General features: G+C 57.8%; 28 protein-coding genes. 19 read left to right on the top strand and 9 right to left on the bottom strand.

What is annotated here, in order from left to right:
* Positions 1-120 precede the first annotated feature (120 nt).
* From rplF to rplQ, 16 genes are all read left to right on the top strand, one after another.
* Complete coding sequence (gene rplF, locus HDF12_RS18055; protein WP_179585624.1) at positions 121-666, top strand: 50S ribosomal protein L6; 546 nt, start codon at positions 121-123, stop codon at positions 664-666.
* Positions 667-782: 116 nt separating this feature from the next.
* A complete protein-coding gene (rplR, locus tag HDF12_RS18050) occupies positions 783-1,148 on the top strand; it encodes a 50S ribosomal protein L18 (RefSeq protein WP_179585622.1) in 366 nt (121 codons plus the stop codon).
* Positions 1,149-1,195: 47 nt separating this feature from the next.
* Positions 1,196-1,702: a 30S ribosomal protein S5 gene (gene rpsE, locus HDF12_RS18045; protein WP_218884479.1), complete on the top strand. Its 507-nt coding sequence runs from the start codon at positions 1,196-1,198 to the stop codon at positions 1,700-1,702.
* A 40-nt stretch (positions 1,703-1,742) separates the two neighbouring features.
* Entirely contained in the window at positions 1,743-1,937 is a 195-nt protein-coding gene (gene rpmD / locus HDF12_RS18040; protein WP_158943424.1) for a 50S ribosomal protein L30, read from the top strand.
* A 97-nt stretch (positions 1,938-2,034) separates the two neighbouring features.
* The gene (gene rplO / locus HDF12_RS18035; protein WP_179585620.1) at positions 2,035-2,496 is read left to right on the top strand and encodes a 50S ribosomal protein L15; all 462 of its coding nucleotides are present in this window, start codon (positions 2,035-2,037) and stop codon (positions 2,494-2,496) included.
* A 92-nt stretch (positions 2,497-2,588) separates the two neighbouring features.
* Positions 2,589-3,998: a preprotein translocase subunit SecY gene (secY, locus tag HDF12_RS18030; RefSeq protein ID WP_179585618.1), complete on the top strand. Its 1,410-nt coding sequence runs from the start codon at positions 2,589-2,591 to the stop codon at positions 3,996-3,998.
* A 12-nt stretch (positions 3,999-4,010) separates the two neighbouring features.
* Positions 4,011-4,736, top strand: coding sequence for an adenylate kinase (locus tag HDF12_RS18025; protein WP_218892496.1), 726 nt, complete (start codon positions 4,011-4,013; stop codon positions 4,734-4,736).
* Between the two features lie 21 nt (positions 4,737-4,757).
* The gene (map, locus tag HDF12_RS18020) at positions 4,758-5,507 is read left to right on the top strand and encodes a type I methionyl aminopeptidase (protein WP_179585616.1); all 750 of its coding nucleotides are present in this window, start codon (positions 4,758-4,760) and stop codon (positions 5,505-5,507) included.
* A 146-nt stretch (positions 5,508-5,653) separates the two neighbouring features.
* The gene (infA, locus tag HDF12_RS18015; RefSeq protein ID WP_013581270.1) at positions 5,654-5,872 is read left to right on the top strand and encodes a translation initiation factor IF-1; all 219 of its coding nucleotides are present in this window, start codon (positions 5,654-5,656) and stop codon (positions 5,870-5,872) included.
* 178 nt (positions 5,873-6,050) lie between these two features.
* Positions 6,051-6,164 (top strand): 50S ribosomal protein L36, encoded by a 114-nt coding sequence (gene rpmJ / locus HDF12_RS18010; protein WP_158790629.1) that lies wholly within the window; start codon positions 6,051-6,053, stop codon positions 6,162-6,164.
* A 155-nt stretch (positions 6,165-6,319) separates the two neighbouring features.
* Positions 6,320-6,700 carry a 30S ribosomal protein S13 gene (gene rpsM / locus HDF12_RS18005; protein WP_179585614.1) on the top strand — a complete coding sequence of 127 codons (381 nt, stop codon included), beginning with the start codon at positions 6,320-6,322 and terminating at the stop codon, positions 6,698-6,700.
* 3 nt (positions 6,701-6,703) lie between these two features.
* The gene (rpsK, locus tag HDF12_RS18000) at positions 6,704-7,126 is read left to right on the top strand and encodes a 30S ribosomal protein S11 (RefSeq protein WP_179585612.1); all 423 of its coding nucleotides are present in this window, start codon (positions 6,704-6,706) and stop codon (positions 7,124-7,126) included.
* 15 nt (positions 7,127-7,141) lie between these two features.
* Complete coding sequence (locus HDF12_RS22950) at positions 7,142-7,327, top strand: DUF1272 domain-containing protein (protein ID WP_373563986.1); 186 nt, start codon at positions 7,142-7,144, stop codon at positions 7,325-7,327.
* Between the two features lie 54 nt (positions 7,328-7,381).
* Complete coding sequence (rpsD, locus tag HDF12_RS17990) at positions 7,382-8,014, top strand: 30S ribosomal protein S4 (protein ID WP_179585608.1); 633 nt, start codon at positions 7,382-7,384, stop codon at positions 8,012-8,014.
* 170 nt (positions 8,015-8,184) lie between these two features.
* Positions 8,185-9,288: a DNA-directed RNA polymerase subunit alpha gene (locus HDF12_RS17985; RefSeq protein ID WP_179585606.1), complete on the top strand. Its 1,104-nt coding sequence runs from the start codon at positions 8,185-8,187 to the stop codon at positions 9,286-9,288.
* Between the two features lie 184 nt (positions 9,289-9,472).
* A complete protein-coding gene (gene rplQ, locus HDF12_RS17980; RefSeq protein ID WP_020715205.1) occupies positions 9,473-9,952 on the top strand; it encodes a 50S ribosomal protein L17 in 480 nt (159 codons plus the stop codon).
* Positions 9,953-10,028: 76 nt separating this feature from the next.
* Here rplQ and HDF12_RS17975 read toward each other — a convergent pair whose 3' ends face one another.
* A complete protein-coding gene (locus HDF12_RS17975) occupies positions 10,029-11,417 on the bottom strand; it encodes a GGDEF domain-containing protein (RefSeq protein ID WP_179585604.1) in 1,389 nt (462 codons plus the stop codon).
* Positions 11,418-11,692: 275 nt separating this feature from the next.
* On the opposite strand from HDF12_RS17975, the gene HDF12_RS17970 reads away from it, so the two are divergent.
* Together HDF12_RS17970 and HDF12_RS17965 are read left to right on the top strand one after the other, a co-directional pair.
* On the top strand, positions 11,693-12,124 hold the full coding sequence (locus HDF12_RS17970) for a hypothetical protein (RefSeq protein WP_179585602.1): 432 nt from the start codon (positions 11,693-11,695) through the stop codon (positions 12,122-12,124).
* 18 nt (positions 12,125-12,142) lie between these two features.
* Positions 12,143-13,348 (top strand): lactonase family protein, encoded by a 1,206-nt coding sequence (locus tag HDF12_RS17965; protein ID WP_179585600.1) that lies wholly within the window; start codon positions 12,143-12,145, stop codon positions 13,346-13,348.
* A gap of 110 nt (positions 13,349-13,458) precedes the next feature.
* On the opposite strand, the gene HDF12_RS17960 is transcribed toward HDF12_RS17965, so the two are convergent.
* From HDF12_RS17960 to HDF12_RS17925, 8 genes are all read right to left on the bottom strand, one after another.
* Positions 13,459-14,505: an NAD(P)-dependent alcohol dehydrogenase gene (locus tag HDF12_RS17960; RefSeq protein ID WP_179585598.1), complete on the bottom strand. Its 1,047-nt coding sequence runs from the start codon at positions 14,503-14,505 to the stop codon at positions 13,459-13,461.
* A gap of 71 nt (positions 14,506-14,576) precedes the next feature.
* The gene (locus HDF12_RS17955) at positions 14,577-15,116 is read right to left on the bottom strand and encodes an adenine phosphoribosyltransferase (RefSeq protein ID WP_179585596.1); all 540 of its coding nucleotides are present in this window, start codon (positions 15,114-15,116) and stop codon (positions 14,577-14,579) included.
* A 6-nt stretch (positions 15,117-15,122) separates the two neighbouring features.
* Positions 15,123-15,404 carry an acylphosphatase gene (locus tag HDF12_RS17950; protein ID WP_179585594.1) on the bottom strand — a complete coding sequence of 94 codons (282 nt, stop codon included), beginning with the start codon at positions 15,402-15,404 and terminating at the stop codon, positions 15,123-15,125.
* Between the two features lie 100 nt (positions 15,405-15,504).
* Positions 15,505-16,062 (bottom strand): elongation factor P, encoded by a 558-nt coding sequence (gene efp, locus HDF12_RS17945; protein WP_179585592.1) that lies wholly within the window; start codon positions 16,060-16,062, stop codon positions 15,505-15,507.
* Positions 16,063-16,212: 150 nt separating this feature from the next.
* Positions 16,213-17,166 carry a nuclease gene (locus tag HDF12_RS17940; RefSeq protein WP_179585590.1) on the bottom strand — a complete coding sequence of 318 codons (954 nt, stop codon included), beginning with the start codon at positions 17,164-17,166 and terminating at the stop codon, positions 16,213-16,215.
* A 9-nt stretch (positions 17,167-17,175) separates the two neighbouring features.
* A complete protein-coding gene (locus tag HDF12_RS17935; protein WP_179585588.1) occupies positions 17,176-17,763 on the bottom strand; it encodes an anthranilate synthase component II in 588 nt (195 codons plus the stop codon).
* A gap of 100 nt (positions 17,764-17,863) precedes the next feature.
* Entirely contained in the window at positions 17,864-18,844 is a 981-nt protein-coding gene (locus HDF12_RS17930) for an alpha/beta fold hydrolase (protein ID WP_179585586.1), read from the bottom strand.
* Positions 18,845-18,929: 85 nt separating this feature from the next.
* Positions 18,930-20,537, bottom strand: a complete 1,608-nt coding sequence (locus HDF12_RS17925; RefSeq protein ID WP_179585584.1) for an anthranilate synthase component I family protein — start codon at positions 20,535-20,537, stop codon at positions 18,930-18,932.
* A gap of 230 nt (positions 20,538-20,767) precedes the next feature.
* Between HDF12_RS17925 and HDF12_RS17920 the strand changes: the two genes are divergently transcribed.
* The gene (locus HDF12_RS17920; RefSeq protein WP_179585582.1) at positions 20,768-22,033 is read left to right on the top strand and encodes a Glu/Leu/Phe/Val family dehydrogenase; all 1,266 of its coding nucleotides are present in this window, start codon (positions 20,768-20,770) and stop codon (positions 22,031-22,033) included.
* The last annotated feature ends 10 nt before the right edge of the window (positions 22,034-22,043 follow it).

Raw genomic sequence — 22,043 nt, 5'->3', positions numbered from 1 at the left:
AAAGAAACAAAGTCCTTTCCGGGATTCAATTCTGGAAAGGTGCATTCGAGCCATCGGCTCATCGGCTGCAGTGGAACTTAGAGATCTTAAGCGACTCGCAAGCCACAAAAGGGATTCGTTATGTCACGTATTGGTAAGAAGCCGATCGCTCTACCCGCCGGCGTCAAGTACACGGTCAGCGAGAACGGCAACACCGTCCTGGTCGAAGGACCCAAGGGCAAGGTCAGCGCGATGCTGCCTGGCGGAATCACCCTCGTCCAGAAGGATGGCCACCTGATCACCGAGCGCCAGACGGATAAGCAGGCGGCGTTTCACGGCCTCGCCCGCGCGCTGGTCTTCAACGCTGTCACCGGCGTCACCACCGGCTGGACCAAAGAGATCGACATCGTCGGCATCGGATACCGCGCCGAGTTGAAGGGGAAGAACATGGTGGTCTTCACCCTGGGCTACTCTCACCCCATCGAGTTTCCTCTGCCAACCGGTATCTCTGTCGAGATCGACCCCAAGCAGACTCACCTCACCGTCTCCGGCATCGATCGGCAGAAGGTAGGCCAGATCGCTGCAGACATGCGCTCTCTCCGCAAACCCGACCCTTACAAGAACAAGGGCGTCCGCTACACCGGCGAGAAGCTGAAGAAGAAGGTCGGCAAGACCGGAGCGAAGTAATCTGCGCTGCGTGAGGAGTGAGATTTGACTTGCTCCTCACGCAGCCACTCAACATTAGTTTCAATAACCGAACGTCCTCAGCACTCTGGGGACGCCACTAGGAAGGAAAGTCAATCATGATCAATCCACGTCAGCGCAATGTGATCCGCCAGCGCGTTCACACCCGCATTCGCGAGAAGATGTCCGGTACCGCCGAGCGTCCACGCCTCAACGTCTATCGCTCGCTCAACCACATCTACACGCAGCTCATCGACGATCTCAACGGAGTCACGATCACCTCTGCCTCTTCTATGGGCAAGAAGACCGAAGAGAAGAAGTACGGCGGAAACATTGCCGCGGCTGCCGAAGTCGGCAAGCTGATCGCCGAGCGCGCGAAGGAGAAGGGCATCAAGAAGATTGTGTTTGACCGTGGTGGCTATCTGTATCACGGCCGCGTCAAAGCCCTCGCCGATGCAGCCCGTGAAGCGGGTCTCGATTTCTAAGGTTCCCACGGCGCCAGATTGGCCGCCAGAAAGCTGGATAAGACATTATGGCAATGAAGAAAAAAATCGATGCGAACCGCCTCAATCTGAAGGATGAGGTCGTTTCGATCAACCGCGTCACCAAGGTCGTCAAGGGCGGTAAGAATATGTCCTTCGCCGCGCTGGTGGTCATCGGCGACCCGGCGGAAGGCGTTGTCGGCTACGGCTCCGGCAAGGCCAAGGAAGTTCCCCAGGCCATTCGCAAGGGGATTGAGTCGGCCAAGAAGAATCTGCACAAGGTCAATCTGACTGAGAGCACGATTCCTCACCAGGTCCTCGGCCACTTCGGCGCAGGCCAGGTCATGCTCAAGCCCGCCCCTGAAGGTACTGGCGTCATCGCCGGTAAGACGGTTCGTGCTGTGATGACCGCTGCCGGTGTGCAGAACGTGCTGACCAAGAGCCTCGGCTCGGCGAACCCGCACAACGTCATCAAGGCTACGTTCGATGCTCTGATCCAGCTTCGCAACAAGGCCGAAGTCGCCGCCCTGCGCGGTAAGGCAGTGGAAGAGCTCTAAGCTCTTGCCCCTGCTCCAACAAGATTCAAGGAGCTCTCTCATGGCTGACACCAACGCAATCGCCAAAATCAAGCTGCAGTACTTCCGTTCCAAGATCTGCACCCCGGTCAAGCACAAGCTCGTCATCAAGGGCCTCGGCTTTACCCGTCTCAACCAGATCGTCGAGCGCGAAGATACGCCATCCATTCGTGGCATGGTCGCAAAGGTCCCCCATCTCGTCCGCGTCGTCGACTAGTCGCGATCCGGCATAACAGCACGACCCCGTAAGGGCTAACTCATAAGCGAGTCGGCGAAGAGCAGAAGCTGCTTCACCGGCGTTAAGCGAGGAAACAATGGCAATCCGTAATCTCTCCAATCTCCGCGCCCCCAAGCGGGCGAACGAAAACAAGAAGCGTGTCGGCCGCGGTATGGGTTCGGGCATGGGTAAGACCTCCACCCGTGGACACAAGGGTCAGGGCTCCCGCTCGGGTTCATCCCTCATGCGTGGTTTTGAAGGCGGCCAGATGCCCCTTCACCGCCGCCTGCCCAAGCGCGGCTTCACCAACATCTTCCGCGTGGAGTACCAGGTGCTTGGCCTCGACCGCGTCGCCGAGATCGTTGCGGCCGAGAACGTTACCGAGTTCACCCTCGACAAGATCATCGAACTTGGCCTGCTCCGCAAGAAGGGCGCGTTGATTAAAGTGTTGAATAACGGAGAGATCAAGACCGCTGTGACGGTTCACGCGCACAAGTTCTCGAAGACCGCCCAGGAGGCGATCGAAAAGGCCGGCGGCAAGGCCATCCTGATCGGCTAGGCAGCATTTAGAATGATTGGCAGGCGAGGGCGCGTGCCCTCGCATCGCCGTTTCACCAGATCACAGGTTTTACCCCGAGGTTCCCGCACCCGATGTTCGAGAAAATCGCAAACATCTTCAAAATCCCCGACCTCCGCAAACGCGTGCTGTTTACGCTTGGCATGTTGGCCGTATACCGCCTCGGCGGGCACATCCCCACCCCCGGCATCAACGCCGACATGCTTGCCCAATTCTTCAATCAGAACTCCGGCTCAGCTCTGGGCCTGGTCGATCTCTTCTCCGGCGGAAACCTGCGCAAGCTCACCGTCTTCGCGCTTGGCATCATGCCGTACATCACGGCGTCGATCATCTTCCAGCTGCTCACCGTCATCTATGAGCCGCTGGCGAAGCTGCAGAAGGAAGGCGAACTCGGGCGCCGCAAGATCACCCAGTGGACGCGTTACGTTACGGTGCTGCTTGGAATCGTGCAGTCGTTTGCCATCGCGCTGACGCTGACGAACACCAGCACCGGCCAGACGATGGTCACCATCTCCCGCGCTGCCTTCATTCCGCTCTGCGTCATTACTCTCACTGCCGGCACTGCATTCATCATGTGGCTGGGGGAACAGATCACCGAACGCGGCATCGGCAACGGGATGAGCCTGCTCATCTTCGCTGGTATCGTCGTCGGTCTGCCGAAAGGCATTGAGAATCTCTACGAGAAGGTACGCGACAACGCCTGGGGTGCGCTGACTCCCCTTGCTGTTGCCCTCCTGATCGCAGGTATGATCGCCGTCGTTGCCTTCATCGTCTTCGTGGAGCGCTCGGAGCGTCGTATTCCGGTCCAGTACGCCAAGCGCATCGTTGGCCGCAAGATGATGGGTGGCCAGTCCACGCACCTTCCGCTCAAGGTCAACTCCGGCGGCGTGATGCCGGTCATCTTCGCCAGCTCGATTCTGTCCGCGCCTCTGCTCTTCTCCGGCGCTCACATCTTCGGCTACTCTCTGCAGGACTCCTCCTTCTTCGGCCCGATCCTGCGTGCCCTGGCTCCTGGTGAACCCTGGTATGAATTGCTGCAGATGGTCGCGATCATCTTCTTCGCTTACTTCTATATCTCGATCGTCTTCCGCCCAGACGACATCGCCGACAACATGCGCAAGTACGGCGGCTTCATCCCGGGCATTCGTCCCGGCAAGCGGACGGCCGACTTTATCAACGACGTGCTGACCCGCATCACTCTCGTCGGCGCTCTCTATCTCATCATCATCACCATCATTCCGCAGCTGCTCATCAGCGGAATCCACTTCAACCATCTCTGGCTCATCGGCTCGGTCTTCGATAGACTGCCGACCTGGATGACCAACGGTCTGGGCGTCAACTTCTACTTTGGTGGCACCAGCCTGCTAATCGTTGTCGGCGTGGCCATGGACACAGTCCAGCAGATCGAATCACAGCTCATCATGCGTCACTACGACGGCTTCACTCCCAAGAGTGGTCGCATCCGTGGCCGCAAGAGCTGGTAGGAAGTTAGCCCGTTGACGACAAGCATCGTATCTGAAACCGAGACGGCCCCGGCAGACAAGAACTTTCTGCCCGGGCCCGTGCTCCTCTTGGGCGCTCCAGGCGTTGGTAAAGGCACGCAGGCGAAGGCTCTGATGGCCGCATACGGCATACCCCAGATATCCACTGGAGATATCCTTCGCGCCAACATCTCCAACGGGACGGATCTGGGCAAGGCAGCTAAAGCGCTCGTGGACCAGGGAACGCTTGTCTCTGATGACCTTGTCAATCAAATGGTCGCGGATCGGCTGAAACAGCCTGACACGCGTCGCGGCTTCATCCTGGACGGCTTTCCTCGGACGCTGAACCAAGCTAACTGGCTCGATACGCATCTGGCTGCCGATTCCGGCGATCTGCCAGTGGTCGCGATCAGCATTGTGGTCGAATACGAACAGTTGCTTCACCGCATCACAGGTCGTCGGATCTCGCCGGCGGGTCGTATCTACAATGTCTATTCGAATCCACCGGCTGTTCCAGGTATCTGTGATGTAGATGGTTCCACTCTCGTCCAACGTCCCGATGATTCTGAGGCTGTCTTTATGGAACGCATGAAGACTTTCGAAGCCCAGACCGCTCCTGTGATTGAACACTACCGGAAGCGGGGCCGCTTCGAAGTAGTAGACGGGGATCGTCCGGTTGAAGAAGTGACTGCCGGAATCTTGTCTGCTCTCAAACGCCTTCGCAAAGATTCGAATCAGTAGCTCCAGAGACAAAGCTGCCCTATGGCCATCATGATTAAAACGGCGCAGGAGATCGAGAAGATGCGGATCTCCGGCAAGGCTCTCCGCCAGGTCCATAACGCGATCGCCCCCCACGTTGTTCCGGGCGCTTCGACGATGGATCTCGAGGAGATTGCCGTCAAAAAGATCGCCGAGCTCGGCGCTATTGCAGCCTTCAAGGGATACCACGGTTATCCTTCCGCTTTGTGTACCTCGGTCAATAACGAGGTGGTTCACGGCATGCCGAATGCCAAGCGCATTCTTGCCGAAGGGGATATTCTCTCGATCGATTGCGGTGTGATTATCGACGGCTACTACTCCGACGCCGCCGTGACCTACCCGATCGGCAAGGTAAGTGCGGAGGCTACAAAGCTTCTTGACGTCACCAAAGCCTCCCTCGAGAAGGCCATCGAGCAGTGTCAGGTGGGCGGGCGTCTGGGCGATGTCTCCGCCGCCGTTCAGGAGTTGTGTGAGGCTGAAGGTTTTGGAGTGGTCCGCGAGTTTGTCGGCCACGGAATTGGCCGTGCTATGCATGAAGATCCGCAGGTTCCGAACTTTGGGGCTGCCGGGAAGGGCCCTCGCCTCAAGGCGGGTATGGTTTTGGCTATCGAACCTATGATCAACGCCGGCGGCCCGGAAGTCCGCGTTTTGAAGGATGGTTGGACGGCGGTGACCATTGATGGCAGCTATAGTGCCCACTTTGAACACACCGTTGCTATTACAAAAGATGGCCCTCAGGTGCTAACCCGCTAGGAAAATAGGCCCCTTTTGGGGTACTATAAGAGATGCGGTGTGCGCAAGTATGTCGCACGGTACTACTCGGTTGAGGAAATGCTCAACTTATAGAAGAAGTTGTGGAGATGAAAGGGGTTAGCCTCTTCACCTCCAAAGGAGATCGTTTGTCGAAGGAAGATGCAATTGAAGTGATGGCGGTGGTTGTCGAAACCCTGCCGAATGCGATGTTCAAGGTCGAGCTTGAGAACAAGCACCAGGCCCTTGCACACGTCTCCGGACGTATGCGCAAAAACTTCATTCGTATCCTCCCCGGCGACCGCGTCGCGATTGAGCTCAGCCCGTACGATCTCAACCGCGGCCGCATTGTCTACCGCTACAAGTAGACAACGGCTACGGGAGCCCATCCCGTCTCCATCATGGGTTGCTCAAGCGCATTTGCACTTGGGATAGGTCAGGGCGATTTGCCCTGGCATTCAGGTCGTTTGTCGGAAGGGAGTTTCGGCCCTTGAGACGCGTCCTCTGGTTTGTCGGGTTTACGTTGCATAAAAGAAGGGAATCACAATGAAGGTTCGTGCCTCAGTAAAGAAGATGTGTGATAAGTGCAAGGTCATTCACCGCCGTGGTGTGGTGCGTGTTATCTGCGAAAACGCGAAGCACAAGCAGCGCCAGGGATAAGAAGACCGCGAAAGGTCTTCTGCAGCACCAAGCATTACCGGCCCCGTCGGGCTAGTTAGCCGAAGTCAAGGCTTGCGTTGAACCCGACGGACCTGCCGTAAACCAAGAACCCGCTTCCGTGGCGAAGCTACGAAGCTCAACCGAAAAGGAACCCCATGGCACGTATTGCTGGAGTCGATGTCCCTAACAACAAACAGGCGCGCATCGGTCTCACCTACATCTTCGGAATCGGCGACTCTCGCGCCGCCAAGATCCTCGCGAAGGCGGATGTCGATCCGGTCGCGAAGGTTGGCACGCTCGATGAGGACGCGCTGAACCGCATCCGTCAGGTTATTGAAGCCGAGGGCCAGATCGAAGGCGATCTCCGCAAGGACATCTCGCTCAACATCAAACGCCTGATCGAAATTCAGTCCTATCGTGGCCTCCGTCATCGCCGCAGCCTTCCTGTTCGTGGCCAGCGCACCCACACCAACGCTCGCACCCGCAAAGGCCCACGTAAGGGAACCGTTGCCGGTAAGAAGAAAGCGACGAAATAAGACATGGCGAAGACACAGAATACGAAGGGCGCAGCAAAGCCCGGCAAGAATAAGAAGTTCAAGAAGCGCGAGCGCAAGAATGTTCCATTTGGTCTCGTCTTTATTCAGGCTTCGTTCAACAACACTATCGTCACCATCACCGACCAGGTTGGCAACACACTGAGCTGGAAGTCGTCTGGTTCCCTTGGCTTCCGCGGCTCCCGTAAGGGGACTCCGTTTGCGGCGCAGCAGGCCGCAGTCGGTGCAGCCAACGCAGCTCGCGACCATGGTGTTCGTTCGGTCGATGTGCGCGTCTCGGGTCCCGGCTCCGGCCGTGAGTCCGCGATCCGCGCTCTCGCCACCACCGGCATCGAGGTGCGCAGCATCCGCGACGTTACGCCGATGCCGCACAACGGTTGCCGTCCTCCGAAGCGCCGCCGCGTCTGATCTGTGGCACTTCTGATGAAGTCCGAATGCGAGCGCTGTAATGCAGCTCTCGATGCAAGCGGAATAGCCTTCATCTGCAGTTATGAGTGCAGTTTTTGTGCAACATGCGCTCAGGTTATGAATGCAATCTGTCCCAACTGCGGCGGTGAGCTTGTTCTCAGGCCCCGTCGCAGGCAAGACGTTACCGCAACTGGATCGTGAAGAAGCGCTGGCCGCGCGTAAAGCGATCGTCACCCGAAGTCAGGAGTTATAAAAATGGCACGTTACACCGGACCCGTCTGCCGCCTTTGCCGCCGCGACGGCACCAAGCTCTTCCTCAAGGGAACCAAGTGCTTCTCTGAAAAATGCCCCGTCGAGAAGCGCAACTTCCCCCCAGGCCAGCACGGCCAGTCCCGCAAAGTGAAGAAGGTCGTCGGCTACGGACTGCAGCTCCGCGAGAAGCAGAAGGCCAAGCGCATCTACTTCACCCTCGAGACCCAGTTCCGCGCCTACTACCAGAAGGCCTCGAACAAGACCGGCGTCACCGGCGAACTCCTGCTCCAGCAGCTTGAGACCCGCCTCGACAACGTCGCATACCGCCTCGGCTTTGCCATGAGCCGCCGCCAGGCACGTCAGGTCGTCCGTCACGGTCACCTCCAGGTCAACGGCCGCAAGGTCAACATCCCGTCCTTCCAGGTGAAGGTTGGCGATGAGATTGCGATCCGCGAAGGCTCCAAGGCTCTGGTTATGCTCGAAGAGGCAAAGAACTTTGCCGCGGGCCAGAACCAGGTTCAGTGGCTCGACATCAATCGCGACAATCTCTCCGGCAAGGTCATCGCTCTGCCGAAGCGCGAGGACGTCAACCTGCCCGTCAACGAGCAGCTGATCGTCGAACTCTACAGCAAGTAACCGCTGTAGTTACACATATAAGATTCGTCATCTTGCAGCGTGGCAAAGAATATCGTATTTGTTCTTTGCCGCGCTACAAATGCGAAAGCAACACAACAAACTAACGCGCAATAGAAACACCCCGCCATCTCGCAGAATGCATCGCGAGTGAGCCGGAAAAGGAGAAACACATGCTTTGGAGAGGTTTTCAAAAGCCCAAGCGTCTCGCAGTTGACACCGAAACACTCACCGAAAAGTACGGCAAGTTCTCCGCGCAGCCCTTTGAGCGCGGCTTCGGTACCACTATCGGCAACGCCCTTCGCCGCACCCTTCTGTCCTCAATCGAGGGTGCCGCAGTAACCGCCGTTCGCATCGAAGGTGTCCTGCACGAGTTCCAGTCCATCACTGGTGTTGTAGAAGATGCAACCGACATCATCCTGAACCTCAAGCAGATTCCGTTCAAGCTTGCCGGCGAAGGCCCCAAGGCTCTCTACCTCCGTGCCGACCAGGCCGGCGTCATCACCTCCGGCATGATCGAAGCTGACGGCGACGTCGAGATCCTCGACAAGAACGTCTACATTTGCACCGTCTCTGAAGGCGGCAAGATCGACATGGAGATGCGCCTCAAGCGCGGCCGTGGCTACATCTCTGCCGACAAGAACTTCGACGGCGACCTCGGCCTCGGCTTCATCCCGGTCGACTCTGTTCACTCGCCCGTTCGCAAGGTCAACTACCTCGTTGAGGCAGCACGTCTCGGTCAGATCACCGACTACGATAAGCTCACGATCGAGATCTGGACCAACGGCACCGTGCTCCCGGCGGATGCGCTCGGCCTCTCCGCCAAGCTGCTGAAGGACCACATGACCATCTTCATCAACTTTGAAGAGGAGATGGAAGCCGGTCACGACGGCAGCCACGACGGCCCCGCCCTGCGCAACGAGAACCTCAACCGCTCGGTCGAAGAGCTCGAGCTCTCCGTCCGCAGCTACAACTGCCTCAAGAACGCCAACATCGCCACCATCGGCGAACTCATTCAGAAGACCGAAGCCGAGATGCTGAAGACCAAGAACTTCGGCCGCAAGTCTCTGAACGAGATCAAAGAGATCCTCGCGCAGATGGGCCTGTCCCTCGGCATGAAGATCGACGAGAACGGCAACCCGCAGCCCGGACCCACCTCCGTTCTGCCCGCAGCTACGCTCGCCGCCAGCTTTGGCAACTTTGACGACGATGATGACGAAGACGAAGATGAGGACGAAGACCTCGACCTCGTCGGTAGCGAACCAGAGAACTTCTAACCAGTACTGCGGCGGTAGATTCGCTCTGCCGCCGCAGTCTCTAGATAAAATCGCAACGCAAGTTGCGTAGCAGTAGGCCTCTTGATTGACCCGAGGTAGCTTCACCCGCGCCAGGCTTAGGCCGAACGCACACATTCCAAGCAATACCGACTCACGGCCAGAGCCGAGTCGAAGGAGATCATCGATGCGTCACCGTAATGCAGGATACAAACTAGGCCGCAACACCAGCCATCGCCGCGCCATGCTGCGCAACCTCGTCACCTCCGTCATCCTGATGGACCGTGTCGAGACCACCATCACCAAGTGCAAGGCCACCCGCCCCCTCATCGAGAAGATGATCACCCTCGGCAAGCGCGGTACCGTCCACGCCCGTCGTCAGGCCGCAGCTTACCTCATGACGCCTGAGTCGGTTGACCGCCTCTTCGCCACAGTAGCGCCCCGTTACGCTGCGCGTCAGGGCGGATACCTCCGCATCACGCGCCTTGGAGCCCGTAAGGGTGACGCCGCCGAGATGGCCTACATCGAGCTCCTCGGTGCAGAGCACGAGCTCAACGAGAAGGCGCAGAAGCGCGCCGAAGCCCGTACCAAGAAGCGTGAAGAGCTTGCCAAGCAGATGGAAGAGCGCGGCGAAGGCGAAGCTGGCGATCCGAACGCGGAAGCGTAACCTTCAGAGCACGATATCAACATAGAGAGGCGCACCCCAAAGGTGCGCCTCTTTTTCTTGCAAGATCTAAAATTATCTAACCGCTGTGCACCATAACACGATTTTTTCCCGCGCGTTTAGCGGCATACAAAGCCTCATCTGCCAGTTCCACAAGCTGAAATCCATTCTCCAGGAGCTCGTTCATCGAAGCCATTCCTACGCTGATTGTCAGTGGTTGATTTTCCCAGTCCTCCGTAGCAACCCGCTGCATGACGCGTCGGGCGAGGCCCATGGCGCTCTCTTCGCCGCTCTCCGGCAGCAGGACTACAAACTCCTCCCCTCCGTAACGCGCAGGCAGGTCGGGCAATCGCACTGTTGTTCGTAGGATCATGCCAAGTCGCCGCAGTACCTCGTCCCCCGCCGCATGGCCCCAGCGATCATTGATAGTTTTGAAGTCGTCAACGTCGATCAGAAGTACCGAAAGTTCCCGCTTTCTCCGCCGCGCCAGTGAAAACTCCATGACCAGTCGCTCTTCAAACGATCTGCGATTGCGCAATCCCGTCAGCTCGTCGGTGACGGCTAGCTTTCGCAGCTGATCGTTGGCGTCTTCGAGTTCGCGATGATAGCGTTCTAGTTCCGCCTGATGGGCTACCTCCTCAGACACGTCGACGGCCACTCCTGCCAGCAGCACGTTTCCCGCTGAATCGTGACAGGGAAACTTGAAGGATCGTAGCGAGCTAACCGACCCGTCGGAGTTCCGAATATGCTCCTCGGTCTCGACCATCTTTCCGCCAGCCATTACTTCGAGATCATGAGTTCGTACAGACTTGGTCAGTTTTCTCGACCAGAGCTGCTCGTCAGTTCGTCCGAGCCACGCGTATTCGCTTACTCCAAACCGTTTTGCGAAGCTGCGGTTATAGAAGAGCAATCGTCCCGCAGCATCTTTGATATAGCTCAGAAACGGGCTGGCATTCATGAACGCGCGAAACAACTCTTCACTCGCCCTAAGACCCGCGCTCGCCCTTTCTTTCTCCGCCAGGGCCTGTTCCAGCGCCCGCCGCTGTACCATCGCTTGCAATCGGAGACTTATCTGTCGCCCGAATATCTCGAGAGCCTCGGATTGATCCTCACTGAGGATGCGAGGGGACATATCGACTACGCAGAACGTCCCCATCGGCTCATCGTCTGAGTTGTACAAACCCACCCCGGCGAAAAAGCGGATTGCCGGATCCAAAGTCACCAAAGGATTGCTGGAAAACCGCGTATCCAACAAGGCATCCTTCACCATGAAGAGCCCCTTTTGCCGGACCGCGTGCGCACAAAAGGCTACCTCCCGCGGTGTTTCACCCATCTTCAGCACTTTGGACGCACGATACCATTGGTGTCGCTCATCGAGCAGCGTCACCAGGCCGAGTGGAGTTCCGCAGAGACAGGCAGCAAGCCGTACCAGTTCGTCACATTCAAGCTCTGGCTGGGAGTCCAACAAATCACGTGTCCAGATCGCCCTTAAGCTAGCGGCTTCAGCTTCTGTTCGACGCACGCTCATCTATCACCGTAAAATCAAAGACAAGAATAGCTGCGGTAACTTGCATATGCCAGAGGCAATTTCAAGTGCTTACGAAAGTAACCTTGTACTCTATTCCCATTGTGGGAAGCATTCGCGGCTGCAGACCAAATTCCGTATAGGTCCGACCAGTTCCGGGTTGGTCTCATGCCAAAGCCTTGCTGATCCCCTCACCCTGCTCTAATCTAGAGACAATCATGTATGAAGACTTCAAAGTAACCGACCGCTGGACCGGGGAAGACCTTCACTGCGTATGGAAGGGAACCATCGTGGCCATCGCGACGCGCCATGCCGACGCTACCGACATCCGCTTTGCCGTCAATGGCAAACCTGTCTGGATCGCCATGCCAAACCTGGCTTGGGTCGAGCAGAAGCGCCGTACGGGGTATGTTATTACGGATTATCTTGCTGCACAGACCGCCGGCCGGTATCTGCAGCACGCCGTCAAGTCTGGATACGATAATGGCCGCGAGATGTACACCATGACTGTCGATGAGGTCCTCGAACACGCCAGCGCCGTAGTAAAGGAAGCTGGCCGCACCGACAATCTTCCAAGTCTTCCCGTCATCAACGAGAATATTCGAGCCGAAGACGAGTTGGGCATTCACCTTCCAGGCGAACCAGCATAACCTCCCGGGGTTTGGTCCATGTTCACGCGCCGCCGATTCCTTGTCTTGTTTCCTGCCTTCGCGGCTTCTGCGCGCGCCTTCGCCGCCTGGCCCATTCGCAAAAAGAAAATAGTCCCGCCGCCCCCGATTCATGTTTTTTTCGGAACTGACACGAACAAGGGAGTCTGCAAAGGCATTTACCGGTCGGTCTTCGATCCTGCCCTTGGTCAACTGGATCCGCCAGTGCTCATTGCCGCCACGGCCCGACCGTCTTATCTTGCGGTGTCGCCTCCCGGCTCGAGTCGCCGCTCTCTTTATGCGGTCAATGCCATCAACGATCCTGCCGCCACAGTTACGACTTTCATGCTGGATCCAGGAACCGGCAACCTTCAGCAGACCGGTCAAGTCCCCTCTGGCGGTGCAGGACCGGCTTATGTTTCGGTAGACTCTACCGGCCACGCTGCCTTTGTCGCTAACTACATGGGCGCTTCCATCGCCTCGTATCGTGTCCAGCCGGATGGCACGCTCAGCCAGCCGGTCGAACGCCTCGATTTCAAGGATCATCAGAAGTTTGGGGCACTCGGGCCTAACTCTGCTCGTCAGGAGAACTCGCACCCGCACTGCGTTACGATCTCGCCGGACGACCGCTTCCTCCTGGTTTGCGATCTTGGAACCGACCACATCTCCGTCTTTTACATTCATCCTGAGACGGGCCAGCTCTCCGATCCGCACCTGTTCACCAACGAGCGTCCAGGGTCAGGACCGCGCCACGTCGTCTTCCACCCCAACGGCCGCTGGGTCTACTGCATCAATGAGATCGACTCCAGCATCGATCGCTGCCTGTGGACAGCTACTCGCTTCAGCAACGCGCCGCAGGGCCTTCTGGTAAACTCCACTTTCTCCATCAAGACGATCGCGCCGGACTTTCCTGCCGAGAAGAATACCGCGGCTGAAATCGCCATCTCACCCGACGGAAATTTTCTGTATGCCAGCAATCGTGGGGAAGACTCTCTAGTCGTCTTCTCGATTGCAAAAAACGGCGACCTTACGCTGCTCCAGCGGATCGCCTGCGGCGGCAAAACGCCTCGCCACTTCACGCTGGATCCGACGGCGCAGTGGCTGCTCTGCGGGAATCAGGACTCCGCAAATGTCAGGGTCTTTCGCCGCGATGCGGCTACTGGAAAGCTCTCCGGCCCCGCGCAGACCGTCGCTTTGGACTCGCCTCTGTTCACGCTCTTCGCCTAGGATCGCGATGACAATCGGCTGGGAAAATTGCAGGTGAGCCTTACAGAAGGCTCCTGCCCTGGCGCCCCTTTCGTCTCACAGACGCCGTCGCCAGGAGCGAAGAGGCCCGGTTAAACTTTAGGCAATGTAGCCATATCGATTACGAAGCGATACTTCACATCGGCCTTCAATACCCGCTCGTAAGCTTCGTTCAGTTTGTCGACCGAGGTCAGTTCAATGTCGGAGACGATGTTGTGCTCGGCGCAGTAATCCAACATCTCTTGCGTCTGGTTCATCCCACCGATCCCCGATCCTGCCAGCGAACGCCGATTGGCCACCACAGAAAACGGAGCCACCGACAAGGGTGTTTCAGGCAGACCCACCAGGCACAGGGTTCCATTCAACCGCAGCAGATTCAGATACTGGTTTATGTCGTGGGGCGCCGAAACGCAGTCGAGAATAAAGTCGAAGCTCCCAGTGTGTTTGGCTAGGGCAGCGGCATCTTTAGTGACAACCACCTCATCGGCACCCAACTTCTTCGCGTCTTCGATCTTGTTTTCGGAGGTGGTGAACTGCACCACATGCGCGCCGAAAGAATGAGCGAACTTCAAACCCATGTGACCCAAACCGCCCAGTCCAACCACGCCCACCTTGCTGTTCTTTCCAACCTTCCAATGACGTAGTGGTGAGTAGGTTGTAATCCCTGCGCACAGCAACGGCGCCACCGCAGCGAGGTTCAACTTCGGGGAGATCGTGTGGACATAATTCTCGTTCACAACGATGTTGTTGGAGTAACCGCCGTAAGTGACTTCTCCCGCGTAGTCGCGCTTGTTGTAGGTTTCGACTGCACCCTTCAAGCAGTACTGCTGTTCGTCGGCCTTGCAGTTCTCGCACACCCGGCAGGAGTCGACGATCACTCCGACGGCGGCGAGATCGCCTACCTTGAACTTCTTTACCGCACCACCAACTGCGGTCACATGCCCGACGATCTCGTGCCCTGGCACCATCGGATAGATCGAGCCGCCCCACTCATCGCGAGCCTGGTGGATATCCGAGTGGCAGACACCGGAGTAAGCAATCTCAACGACTACATCGTTCGCGCCTGGCTCACGTCGCTCGAAGTTGAAAGGAACCAGAGGCGACTTCTTATCGTGCACCGCATATCCACGTGACTTCATCTTTTCCCCTTTGTCTTTGCACTATGCCATTAAGAGATGTTTGTTCTGGCGCGAGCTCCGCTCGATTTCAGTTATTCGTCGTAGTGGAGCAGGCTCAATACGTCGTACTCTTGAAACTTCTCGCGGCCCTTCAGAAAATCGAGTTCAATCGCAAACCCAAGTCCCGCGATCTCTCCGCCGAGCTGCCGCACCAGTTGCACCGTCGCCTGCATCGTGCCGCCGGTCGCGAGCAGGTCGTCGACAATCACGACGCGCTCACCCGGTTGGATGGCATCGAGATGAATCTCCAGAGAGTCGGTCCCGTACTCAAGATCGTAGTTCACACGAGCTGTTGGGGCGGGAAGCTTCTTCGGCTTGCGCACCGGCACAAATCCCGCGTTCAAGCGATACGCCAGCGCCGGTCCGAAGATGAAGCCGCGAGCCTCGATGCCCAGCACCAGGTCGATCTCTTTTCCAATGTAGTACTGCGCGAAGGCGTCGATCAGCGTGGCGAATCCCGCCTTATCCTTCAAGACCGTCGTAATGTCATAGAACAGAATCCCAGGCTTGGGAAAATCCGGCACGGTGCGGATCAGAGTCTTCAGTGGTTCACAATTAATCGGTAGTGTCATCAGTTCTTACCAGGCTCCTTCAATCTCAAATGGTCCGAGCTGCGCGCCTTCGCTCTCGACCAGTTCCTGTTCCTCTACGGCGTCGACGCGGCTGCCGCGCGAACCCTTCCGCAGCGCGTCCTTCAACTCGGCAAGCTCTTCTGGTTTCCCCGCCGCAACGATCTCGACGTGACCCTGGTCGGTATTCCGGACCCATCCCCGCAGGCCAATCTCAGCCGCCTCCTGGTGCACGAACCAGCGAAACCCGACTCCCTGCACGCGACCTTTGACGAGGTAATGGCACACCATGGAGTCTCCAGTTTCGCAGAGCAGCCACCCCCATGCAAGGCACAGCAGACGAAAGAAAAGGCGGAGCCAATGACTCCGCCATCTCTAAGAATGAACTTTGTTACGCCCTGCTCATGTAGGCGCCTTCTGCAGTATCCACGCGAATCTTTTCGCCTTCGTTAATGAAAGCGGGCACCTGCACGACGAGCCCTGTTTCGAGCTTTGCTGGCTTGGAGACCGACGACGCTGTCGCCGACTTAATCCCCGGCTCAGTCTCCATCACGGTCATCTCGACTACTCCTGGAAGCTCGATGCCGACTGCCTTCCCATCGTGGAAACTGACGTTGATCGAGAGATTCGGCAGCAGATAATCTACCGCATCCCCCAGGGTGTCGCGCTTCAGCATGGTCTGCTCAAACTTGTCATCCATGAAGTAGTACTCATCGCCGTCGTTGTAAAGAAACTCCATCTTTACCTCGTCGACGATGACGCGTTCAATCGGATCAGGCGAGCGAAAGCGCTCGGTGAACATCGCGCCCGTGCGCACATTGCGAAGCTTTGCCTGGATGAAGGCGCGGAGGTTGCCGGGAGTACGGTGTTCTACCGAGAACACCAGGTGAAGATCGTCCTTGTACTTGATAATCATGCCCGGGCGCATCTGCGTTGCGGGAATCGACATAAGAGAAAACCCCTGATCTGTGCTGAATTCAGCTGTACTGAGAATTTTTGGTGTGAGCCTCGGCATCTCTGCCGGCGAGCCTACAACCCTATAATTGTAGCTCAGTGAGCACGTTTCATGCTCCCGCCGCCGCCTTGACATCACGGCTGATCAGTCGCCAAAGATCTTTCGGAAGAACCGGCCCAAAGCGTGCGCGAAACCGTGACGAGTTGGCGTTGGCGGTTGCGAATTGGGCGGGGTTGTAGTCTGCGCAGCCGCGCTCGTGGTCGCTTCTCCGGTCTTTCCCTTCGGCTCTGGCGCAGCAGCCGGTGTCAGGCTATCCGCTCCCTCGCCGGAGCTGAGGGTCGCCGCAACCTGCTCATGCAGATCTCCCGCTGGAGCCTGCGGCACCGCAACCGGAGCCAATCCCGCACTCACGGCAGCAGGGAAGGGATGCTGTTCCGCCGCAGTCTTTGAGGCGTCACCTGGGTTCAAGAGTGCGTCGGCTACCGTCATCGTAGGCTCGGGAGCAGGCTCCGGAGGACACCCGCACGAAGAACTCTCGTGGTCGACAACCTCTTTCAGGCTGCCATGCTCGAACAGCACATGCTGTCCGGCTTTCAGCTCGTAGCTCGTCTCACCAAATTGATCGGCAATGTTGAGCACGGGAGCCTGTGCTCCACGGTTCTCAACACACGTGTCGCCGTTCCTCGTCACGCGTAGCTGCAGATCGAGCGGTCCATCTCCACGCATCGTAAAACGCAGGTCAGGCGTCATCACCATATCGTGAGTCGTCGCGGCCATCTGGACCTCAATCGCCCCGCGATCCAGTGCCAGCATCAACGGCTGCTGGCTAGCTCCCTGACCACCCACTCCCTGACCCGACGTCACATGCAGCCCGCTGGTCGCGCACACCCGCACCGTGCCGCCGCGCTTCAACTCAATCTCCGCCGTATGATCTCTCGCCGTGACGGTCGTGTTCCCCACCAGGATCGCCTGCCCGTTGCTCACCTCGAGAGCCCCCGCAACGTTCGCATTCTGAATCCCCACCACCCCAATCGGCTGCTGCGCCCGCGCCACTCCACATCCGATCGCGAACACAACCATCAGCCGACGCACCATCACAACCCCACCCTACATCTTCAGAAAATTTTGAATGATCTGCTTCCCATGCACTGTCAGCACGCTCTCCGGATGAAACTGCACCCCTTCAATCGGCAGCTCACGATGCCGCAGGGCCATAATCGTCTCTCCATCCGCCGTCCTCGCCGACACCTCCAGCTCCTCCGGCAGCCCCTCATCCGACACAATCAGCGAGTGGTACCGCGTACACGTCATCGCCGATGGTATACCCGCAAAGATGGTCTTCCCATCATGCTCTACCTCGCTCGTCTTGCCGTGCATCAGCTTCGGCGCGCGAATCACATTGCCCCCAAACGCCGCCCCAATCGCCTGATGCCCCAGGCACACCCCAAGAATCGGCACCCTCGGCCCACCCGCCGCCCCCAGCGCGGCGAAGTGCTTGATCAGCTCCATGCTGATCCCCGCATCCTGCGGCGTACAAGGCCCCGGCGAGATCAAAATCCTCTCCGGCCGCAGCGCCTCAACCTCCTTCGGCGTCAGCTCATCGTTGCGCCGAATCACCATCTCGGCCCCAAGCTCACCCATATACTGCACCAGGTTGTAAGTAAACGAATCGTAGTTATCCAGAACAAAGACCATAGCAATCCTTAAATTCTACGCCCCACGAAGCACGCTATTCTCGATGCTTAGCGAGAACTTGCCGATAAGTTATTGCGCCGTCCAATGTTTGGAATCGCGGTTAGGTTCCACTTTTATGGAGACTGGCAAGAAACTCCTTCATCTCGGCGATGACCTGTGTTTCGTTGGAGAGGTACACATAGTGGTCCGCATTCGGGATCAGTACAACACGGGCGCTCGGCACGCCGCGCCTGAGGACGTTGGCCCAGTTGGTACAGCGTCCTGTGTCGTCCGCAATCAAAGCGGCTTTGCGGTCCGGCTCGTTGGCGGGAAAGCGGTCCCAATTGTGTGGGCAAGCATATATGGCAAGTATCGGAACAGGAATGCTTGTGTACTTCTGTGCGCCGAAGTTGAGGGCGGCACCTATCGGCGAGCGTGGTGGTAATGGAGGCATGTTTGCCACCTCCGCGTTGTTCTGATGAAGAATGGTCTCGAACTTCGCGATGACAGCCTCCAGTTCCAATAGCTTTTTCTGTTCATCCACGCCACCGGTCTCGATCTCGTCGATACGTCGCTTGAGGTCGTTCATCTCGATCGATAACAGCGGATGCGCTGGATCGTAGAAAGCAAAGCTTGTTGCGGCGTCAAGATAAATGAGTCCGGAAACTTTCTCCGGAAAGCGGCTTCCGATGGAACTTAGTTCCTGGCCTGCAAGAGAGTGCCCCACGAGCACGGGACGTTCGATTTGAAGCGCCTTCATCACCGCAAGAACGTCATCCCCGAGATGGTCCGCCGAGTAATTGCTGTTGGCCGGTGCGGGTTTGCTCGATGCGCCAAACCCTCTTCTTGTGATGCCATAGACATGATGTTGCCCGGTGAACCGCGGAGCGAAACCGTCTAAGCGATGTGCGGTATCTCCAGCCCCGGCTAGAAAGATGAGCGGGCTGCCTGAGCCGCCCCAATCCAGAACTTCAAGCTGAACACCTTGTTCGACGGTCACGAGCTGGATTTTATGCGGCGAGGAGTCGGTCTGGGCGATCACGTGTATAGGAAGTAAGAGTGTGACACTGAATAGCAAGGTAATCTTCCATCGCTCACCCACAGGAAACCTCCTCGAAAAGCGTTCATTATGAAGCGAATACTAGTACTCGGAAACGCGCTTCTTCCATTCGACTCACGCACTAACACTAAACTCCCCTCGCCCGCTCAATCGCCCGCATCACCGCTCTTGCCTTATTCCCACACTCTTCAAACTCCTTCTCCGGCACCGAGTCCGCCACAATACCCGCCCCTGCCTGAAAGTGTCCCTGCTCGCCATTCATATACAGCGTCCGAATCGCAATGCACGAATCCAGGTTCCCTCTGAAGTCTGCATAGAGCACACTCCCGCCATACACCCCTCGCCGAGCAGGCTCCAACTCCTCAATAATCTCCATCGCGCGAATCTTCGGCGCACCGCTCAGCGTCCCGGCAGGGAAGCACGCACGAAACGCATCCAGCGCCCCCAATCCAGCCTTCAGCTTGCCCTCCAGCGAACTCACCATATGCATCACGTGGCTATACCGCTCCACGAACATCAGATCCTTCACCTTCACCGACCCAAACTCACTCACCCGCCCCACATCATTCCGCCCCAGGTCGACCAGCATAATGTGCTCGGCCACCTCCTTCTCATCCGCGCGAAGATCCGTCTCCATCGCCCGATCCTTCACCTCATCCACACCCCGCGGACGCGTACCCGCTATCGGCCGATACTCCACCTCGCGCCCATGCACCCGCACCAATAGCTCCGGCGAAGACCCCACAATATGCGCTACCGTCTGGTTTTTCTTGCCGCCATCCTTCGCGAAACTGTTTCCCTTATCGGCGAACTTGCCTTTCTTGTTGTCATCCTTCGCGAAGTGGAGGATCTGCGTTTCGTCTTTCGTTCTTCCCTCCAACCCAAACCGCAAAAAGTACATATACGGCGAAGGGTTTACAATCCGCAGCGCCCGATACACCTCAAACGCATCCACCCCCGGCACACAATCGAACCGCTGCGACAGCACACACTGAAACACATCCCCCGAAGCGATGTACTCCTTCGTCTTCTCCACCGCCTTCAGAAACTTGAGCCGAGGTGTCCGAGAAGTAATCTTCAGCTTCCCCTCAGGCTTCTTCTTCTTTCGCACCGGCAGCGCCTCCGCCAGCCGCCTCTCCATCTTGTTCAGTCGCCGCACGGCCCGCTCATACGCACCATCGCGAGCCTCCCGCGTCAGGTCCGCCGTCACCATCAGGTGAATCTCCTTCTTCACATGGTCGAACGCCAACACCTGATCAAAAAACATCAAGCAAGCATCCGGAACTCCCAGCTCATCCTTCGCAAGTGTTGGCAGCTTCTCGATCTGCCGCACCACGTCATACGCAAAGAACCCCACCGCCCCAGCCGTAAAGGGAGGCAGCCCCGGTAGCCGCGCCGGAGTATGCCCACTCAGCGCCCGCTTCAGTTCCTCAAAGATGTCCCCATCAAAGGTGCTCTCCCGCCGCCCCTCACGAACCGTAATCCGCGTCCCCCGCGCCACCATCTTCTTGTACGGCTGTATGCCGATAAAGGTATAGCGACCCACATGCTCGCCGCCTTCGACCGACTCCAACAGAAATGCCTCCGGCTCCTCGGACGCGATGCGCAGAAACGCCGACACCGGAGTCTCGAGGTCTGCCGTCACAGTGCGATAAACGGGCACCAGCGAGTGTTTACGGCTTAACTTCAGAAATTCACGGGCAGAGGGGAGGGAACTGGAGTCGAAAGAAGGCATGGCTTCATCCATCATAAATGCGTCTTTATGCACGTTTTACGCTAGGTGCTCTAGCCTTAATCGTAACGGCTCCTCCCCCATCCGTTCGATTGCACATCGTCATTCGGCGAGCCTATACTCCTCGAGTTTGGCCACAGACCGGTCTGGCACAAGCTGTATCCTGCTTCTTGTGAGGCAAAACGATGGCCGGAGAATCGCTGATACCAGCAACAGAACAAAGGAAAGTAAAAATGCAGACCCTTACGCTCGAGCAGGAGACTAACCCCTGGGAAGCCCAGGCCGCTCGATTCGACTTCGCCGCAAAAAAACTCAATCTCGATCAAGGCATCTGGAAGGTCCTCCGCTACCCCTCTCGCGAACTCATCGTCCACATCCCCGTCGGCATGGACGACGGATCCATCGAAGTCTTCACCGGCTACCGCGTCCAGCACTCGGTGGCCCGCGGCCCCGCAAAGGGCGGCATCCGCTACTCCCCTGACGTATCACTCGACGAAGTCCGCGCCCTGGCCTCCTGGATGACCTGGAAGTGCGCAGTCGTCAACATCCCCTTCGGCGGAGCCAAAGGCGGCGTCATCTGTGACCCCAAGAAGATGTCCCAGGGTGAACTCGAACGCATGACCCGCCGCTACACCGCCGAACTCATCGAATTCATCGGACCCGAAAAAGATGTCCCAGCCCCCGACATGGGCACTGACGAGCAGACCATGGCCTGGATCATGGACACCTACTCCATGCACATGCGTCAGACCGTCAACGCCGTCGTCACCGGCAAGCCCGTCAACCTCGGCGGCTCGCGCGGACGCAAAGAAGCCACCGGCCGCGGCGTCTCCGTCGTCTGCGACGAGGCCATCAAGCACCTCGGCATGTCGATCGACGGCTGCCGCGTTATTGTTCAGGGCTTCGGCAACGTCGGCTCGAACTCCGCCAAGCTGCTCGCGCAGAAGGGCTATACCGTCATCGGCATCGCCGAGTACGACGGGGCTCTTTACAACCCCAACGGCATCGACATCCACGCCCTGCTCGAGCACCGCAGGAAAGCCGGAACTATCACTGGCTTCAACGAGGCTGAGGCCGTCGACAGGCACGAACTCCTCACCTACAACTGCGAGATCCTCATCCCCGCAGCCACCGAAAACGTCATCACCAGCAAAAACGCCGATCGCATCCGCTGCAAGATCCTCTGCGAAGGAGCCAACGGCCCGACGACTACGGTGGCCGACGAGATCCTCGCCGACAAGAAGGTTTTCATTATCCCCGACATCCTCGCCAACGCTGGCGGCGTCACCACCAGCTACTTCGAGTGGGTGCAGGACCGCATGGGCTACTTCTGGACCGAGGCCGAGGTCAACCAACGCCTCGACAACATCATGACCGAGAGCTTCAACGACGTCGTGACCTACGCCCAGAACCACAACGTCAACAACCGTATCGCTGCCTATATGCTCGCAATCGACCGCGTCGCCTACACAACCAAACAGCGCGGCATCTACGCCTAAAGCTCACACA

This window comes from Tunturiibacter gelidiferens (assembly GCF_013410115.1).
Taxonomy (GTDB): Bacteria; Acidobacteriota; Terriglobia; order Terriglobales; family Acidobacteriaceae; genus Edaphobacter; species Edaphobacter gelidiferens.
Note: the sequence above shows the minus strand (reverse complement) of the source record. Positions and strands in the feature narration are given on the sequence as shown.

Bases quoted from the DNA above. Each gene is read 5' to 3' on its own strand.
- rpsM (WP_179585614.1), top strand. From the start codon at position 6,320: ATGGCACGTATTGCTGGAGTCGATGTCCCTAACAACAAACAGGCGCGC.
- rplQ (WP_020715205.1), top strand. From the start codon at position 9,473: ATGCGTCACCGTAATGCAGGATACAAACTAGGCCGCAACACCAGCCAT.
- rpmJ (WP_158790629.1), top strand. From the start codon at position 6,051: ATGAAGGTTCGTGCCTCAGTAAAGAAGATGTGTGATAAGTGCAAGGTC.
- rplF (WP_179585624.1), top strand. From the start codon at position 121: ATGTCACGTATTGGTAAGAAGCCGATCGCTCTACCCGCCGGCGTCAAG.
- HDF12_RS22950 (WP_373563986.1), top strand. From the start codon at position 7,142: ATGAAGTCCGAATGCGAGCGCTGTAATGCAGCTCTCGATGCAAGCGGA.
- map (WP_179585616.1), top strand. From the start codon at position 4,758: ATGGCCATCATGATTAAAACGGCGCAGGAGATCGAGAAGATGCGGATC.
- HDF12_RS17920 (WP_179585582.1), top strand. From the start codon at position 20,768: ATGCAGACCCTTACGCTCGAGCAGGAGACTAACCCCTGGGAAGCCCAG.
- HDF12_RS17965 (WP_179585600.1), top strand. From the start codon at position 12,143: ATGTTCACGCGCCGCCGATTCCTTGTCTTGTTTCCTGCCTTCGCGGCT.
- rplO (WP_179585620.1), top strand. From the start codon at position 2,035: ATGGCAATCCGTAATCTCTCCAATCTCCGCGCCCCCAAGCGGGCGAAC.
- HDF12_RS17970 (WP_179585602.1), top strand. From the start codon at position 11,693: ATGTATGAAGACTTCAAAGTAACCGACCGCTGGACCGGGGAAGACCTT.
- rpsK (WP_179585612.1), top strand. From the start codon at position 6,704: ATGGCGAAGACACAGAATACGAAGGGCGCAGCAAAGCCCGGCAAGAAT.
- efp (WP_179585592.1), bottom strand. From the start codon at position 16,062: ATGTCGATTCCCGCAACGCAGATGCGCCCGGGCATGATTATCAAGTAC.
- rpmD (WP_158943424.1), top strand. From the start codon at position 1,743: ATGGCTGACACCAACGCAATCGCCAAAATCAAGCTGCAGTACTTCCGT.
- rpsE (WP_218884479.1), top strand. From the start codon at position 1,196: ATGGCAATGAAGAAAAAAATCGATGCGAACCGCCTCAATCTGAAGGAT.
- HDF12_RS17955 (WP_179585596.1), bottom strand. From the start codon at position 15,116: ATGACACTACCGATTAATTGTGAACCACTGAAGACTCTGATCCGCACC.
- rpsD (WP_179585608.1), top strand. From the start codon at position 7,382: ATGGCACGTTACACCGGACCCGTCTGCCGCCTTTGCCGCCGCGACGGC.
- HDF12_RS17925 (WP_179585584.1), bottom strand. From the start codon at position 20,537: ATGCCTTCTTTCGACTCCAGTTCCCTCCCCTCTGCCCGTGAATTTCTG.
- HDF12_RS17950 (WP_179585594.1), bottom strand. From the start codon at position 15,404: ATGGTGTGCCATTACCTCGTCAAAGGTCGCGTGCAGGGAGTCGGGTTT.
- rplR (WP_179585622.1), top strand. From the start codon at position 783: ATGATCAATCCACGTCAGCGCAATGTGATCCGCCAGCGCGTTCACACC.
- secY (WP_179585618.1), top strand. From the start codon at position 2,589: ATGTTCGAGAAAATCGCAAACATCTTCAAAATCCCCGACCTCCGCAAA.
- HDF12_RS17935 (WP_179585588.1), bottom strand. From the start codon at position 17,763: ATGGTCTTTGTTCTGGATAACTACGATTCGTTTACTTACAACCTGGTG.
- HDF12_RS17985 (WP_179585606.1), top strand. From the start codon at position 8,185: ATGCTTTGGAGAGGTTTTCAAAAGCCCAAGCGTCTCGCAGTTGACACC.
- HDF12_RS17960 (WP_179585598.1), bottom strand. From the start codon at position 14,505: ATGAAGTCACGTGGATATGCGGTGCACGATAAGAAGTCGCCTCTGGTT.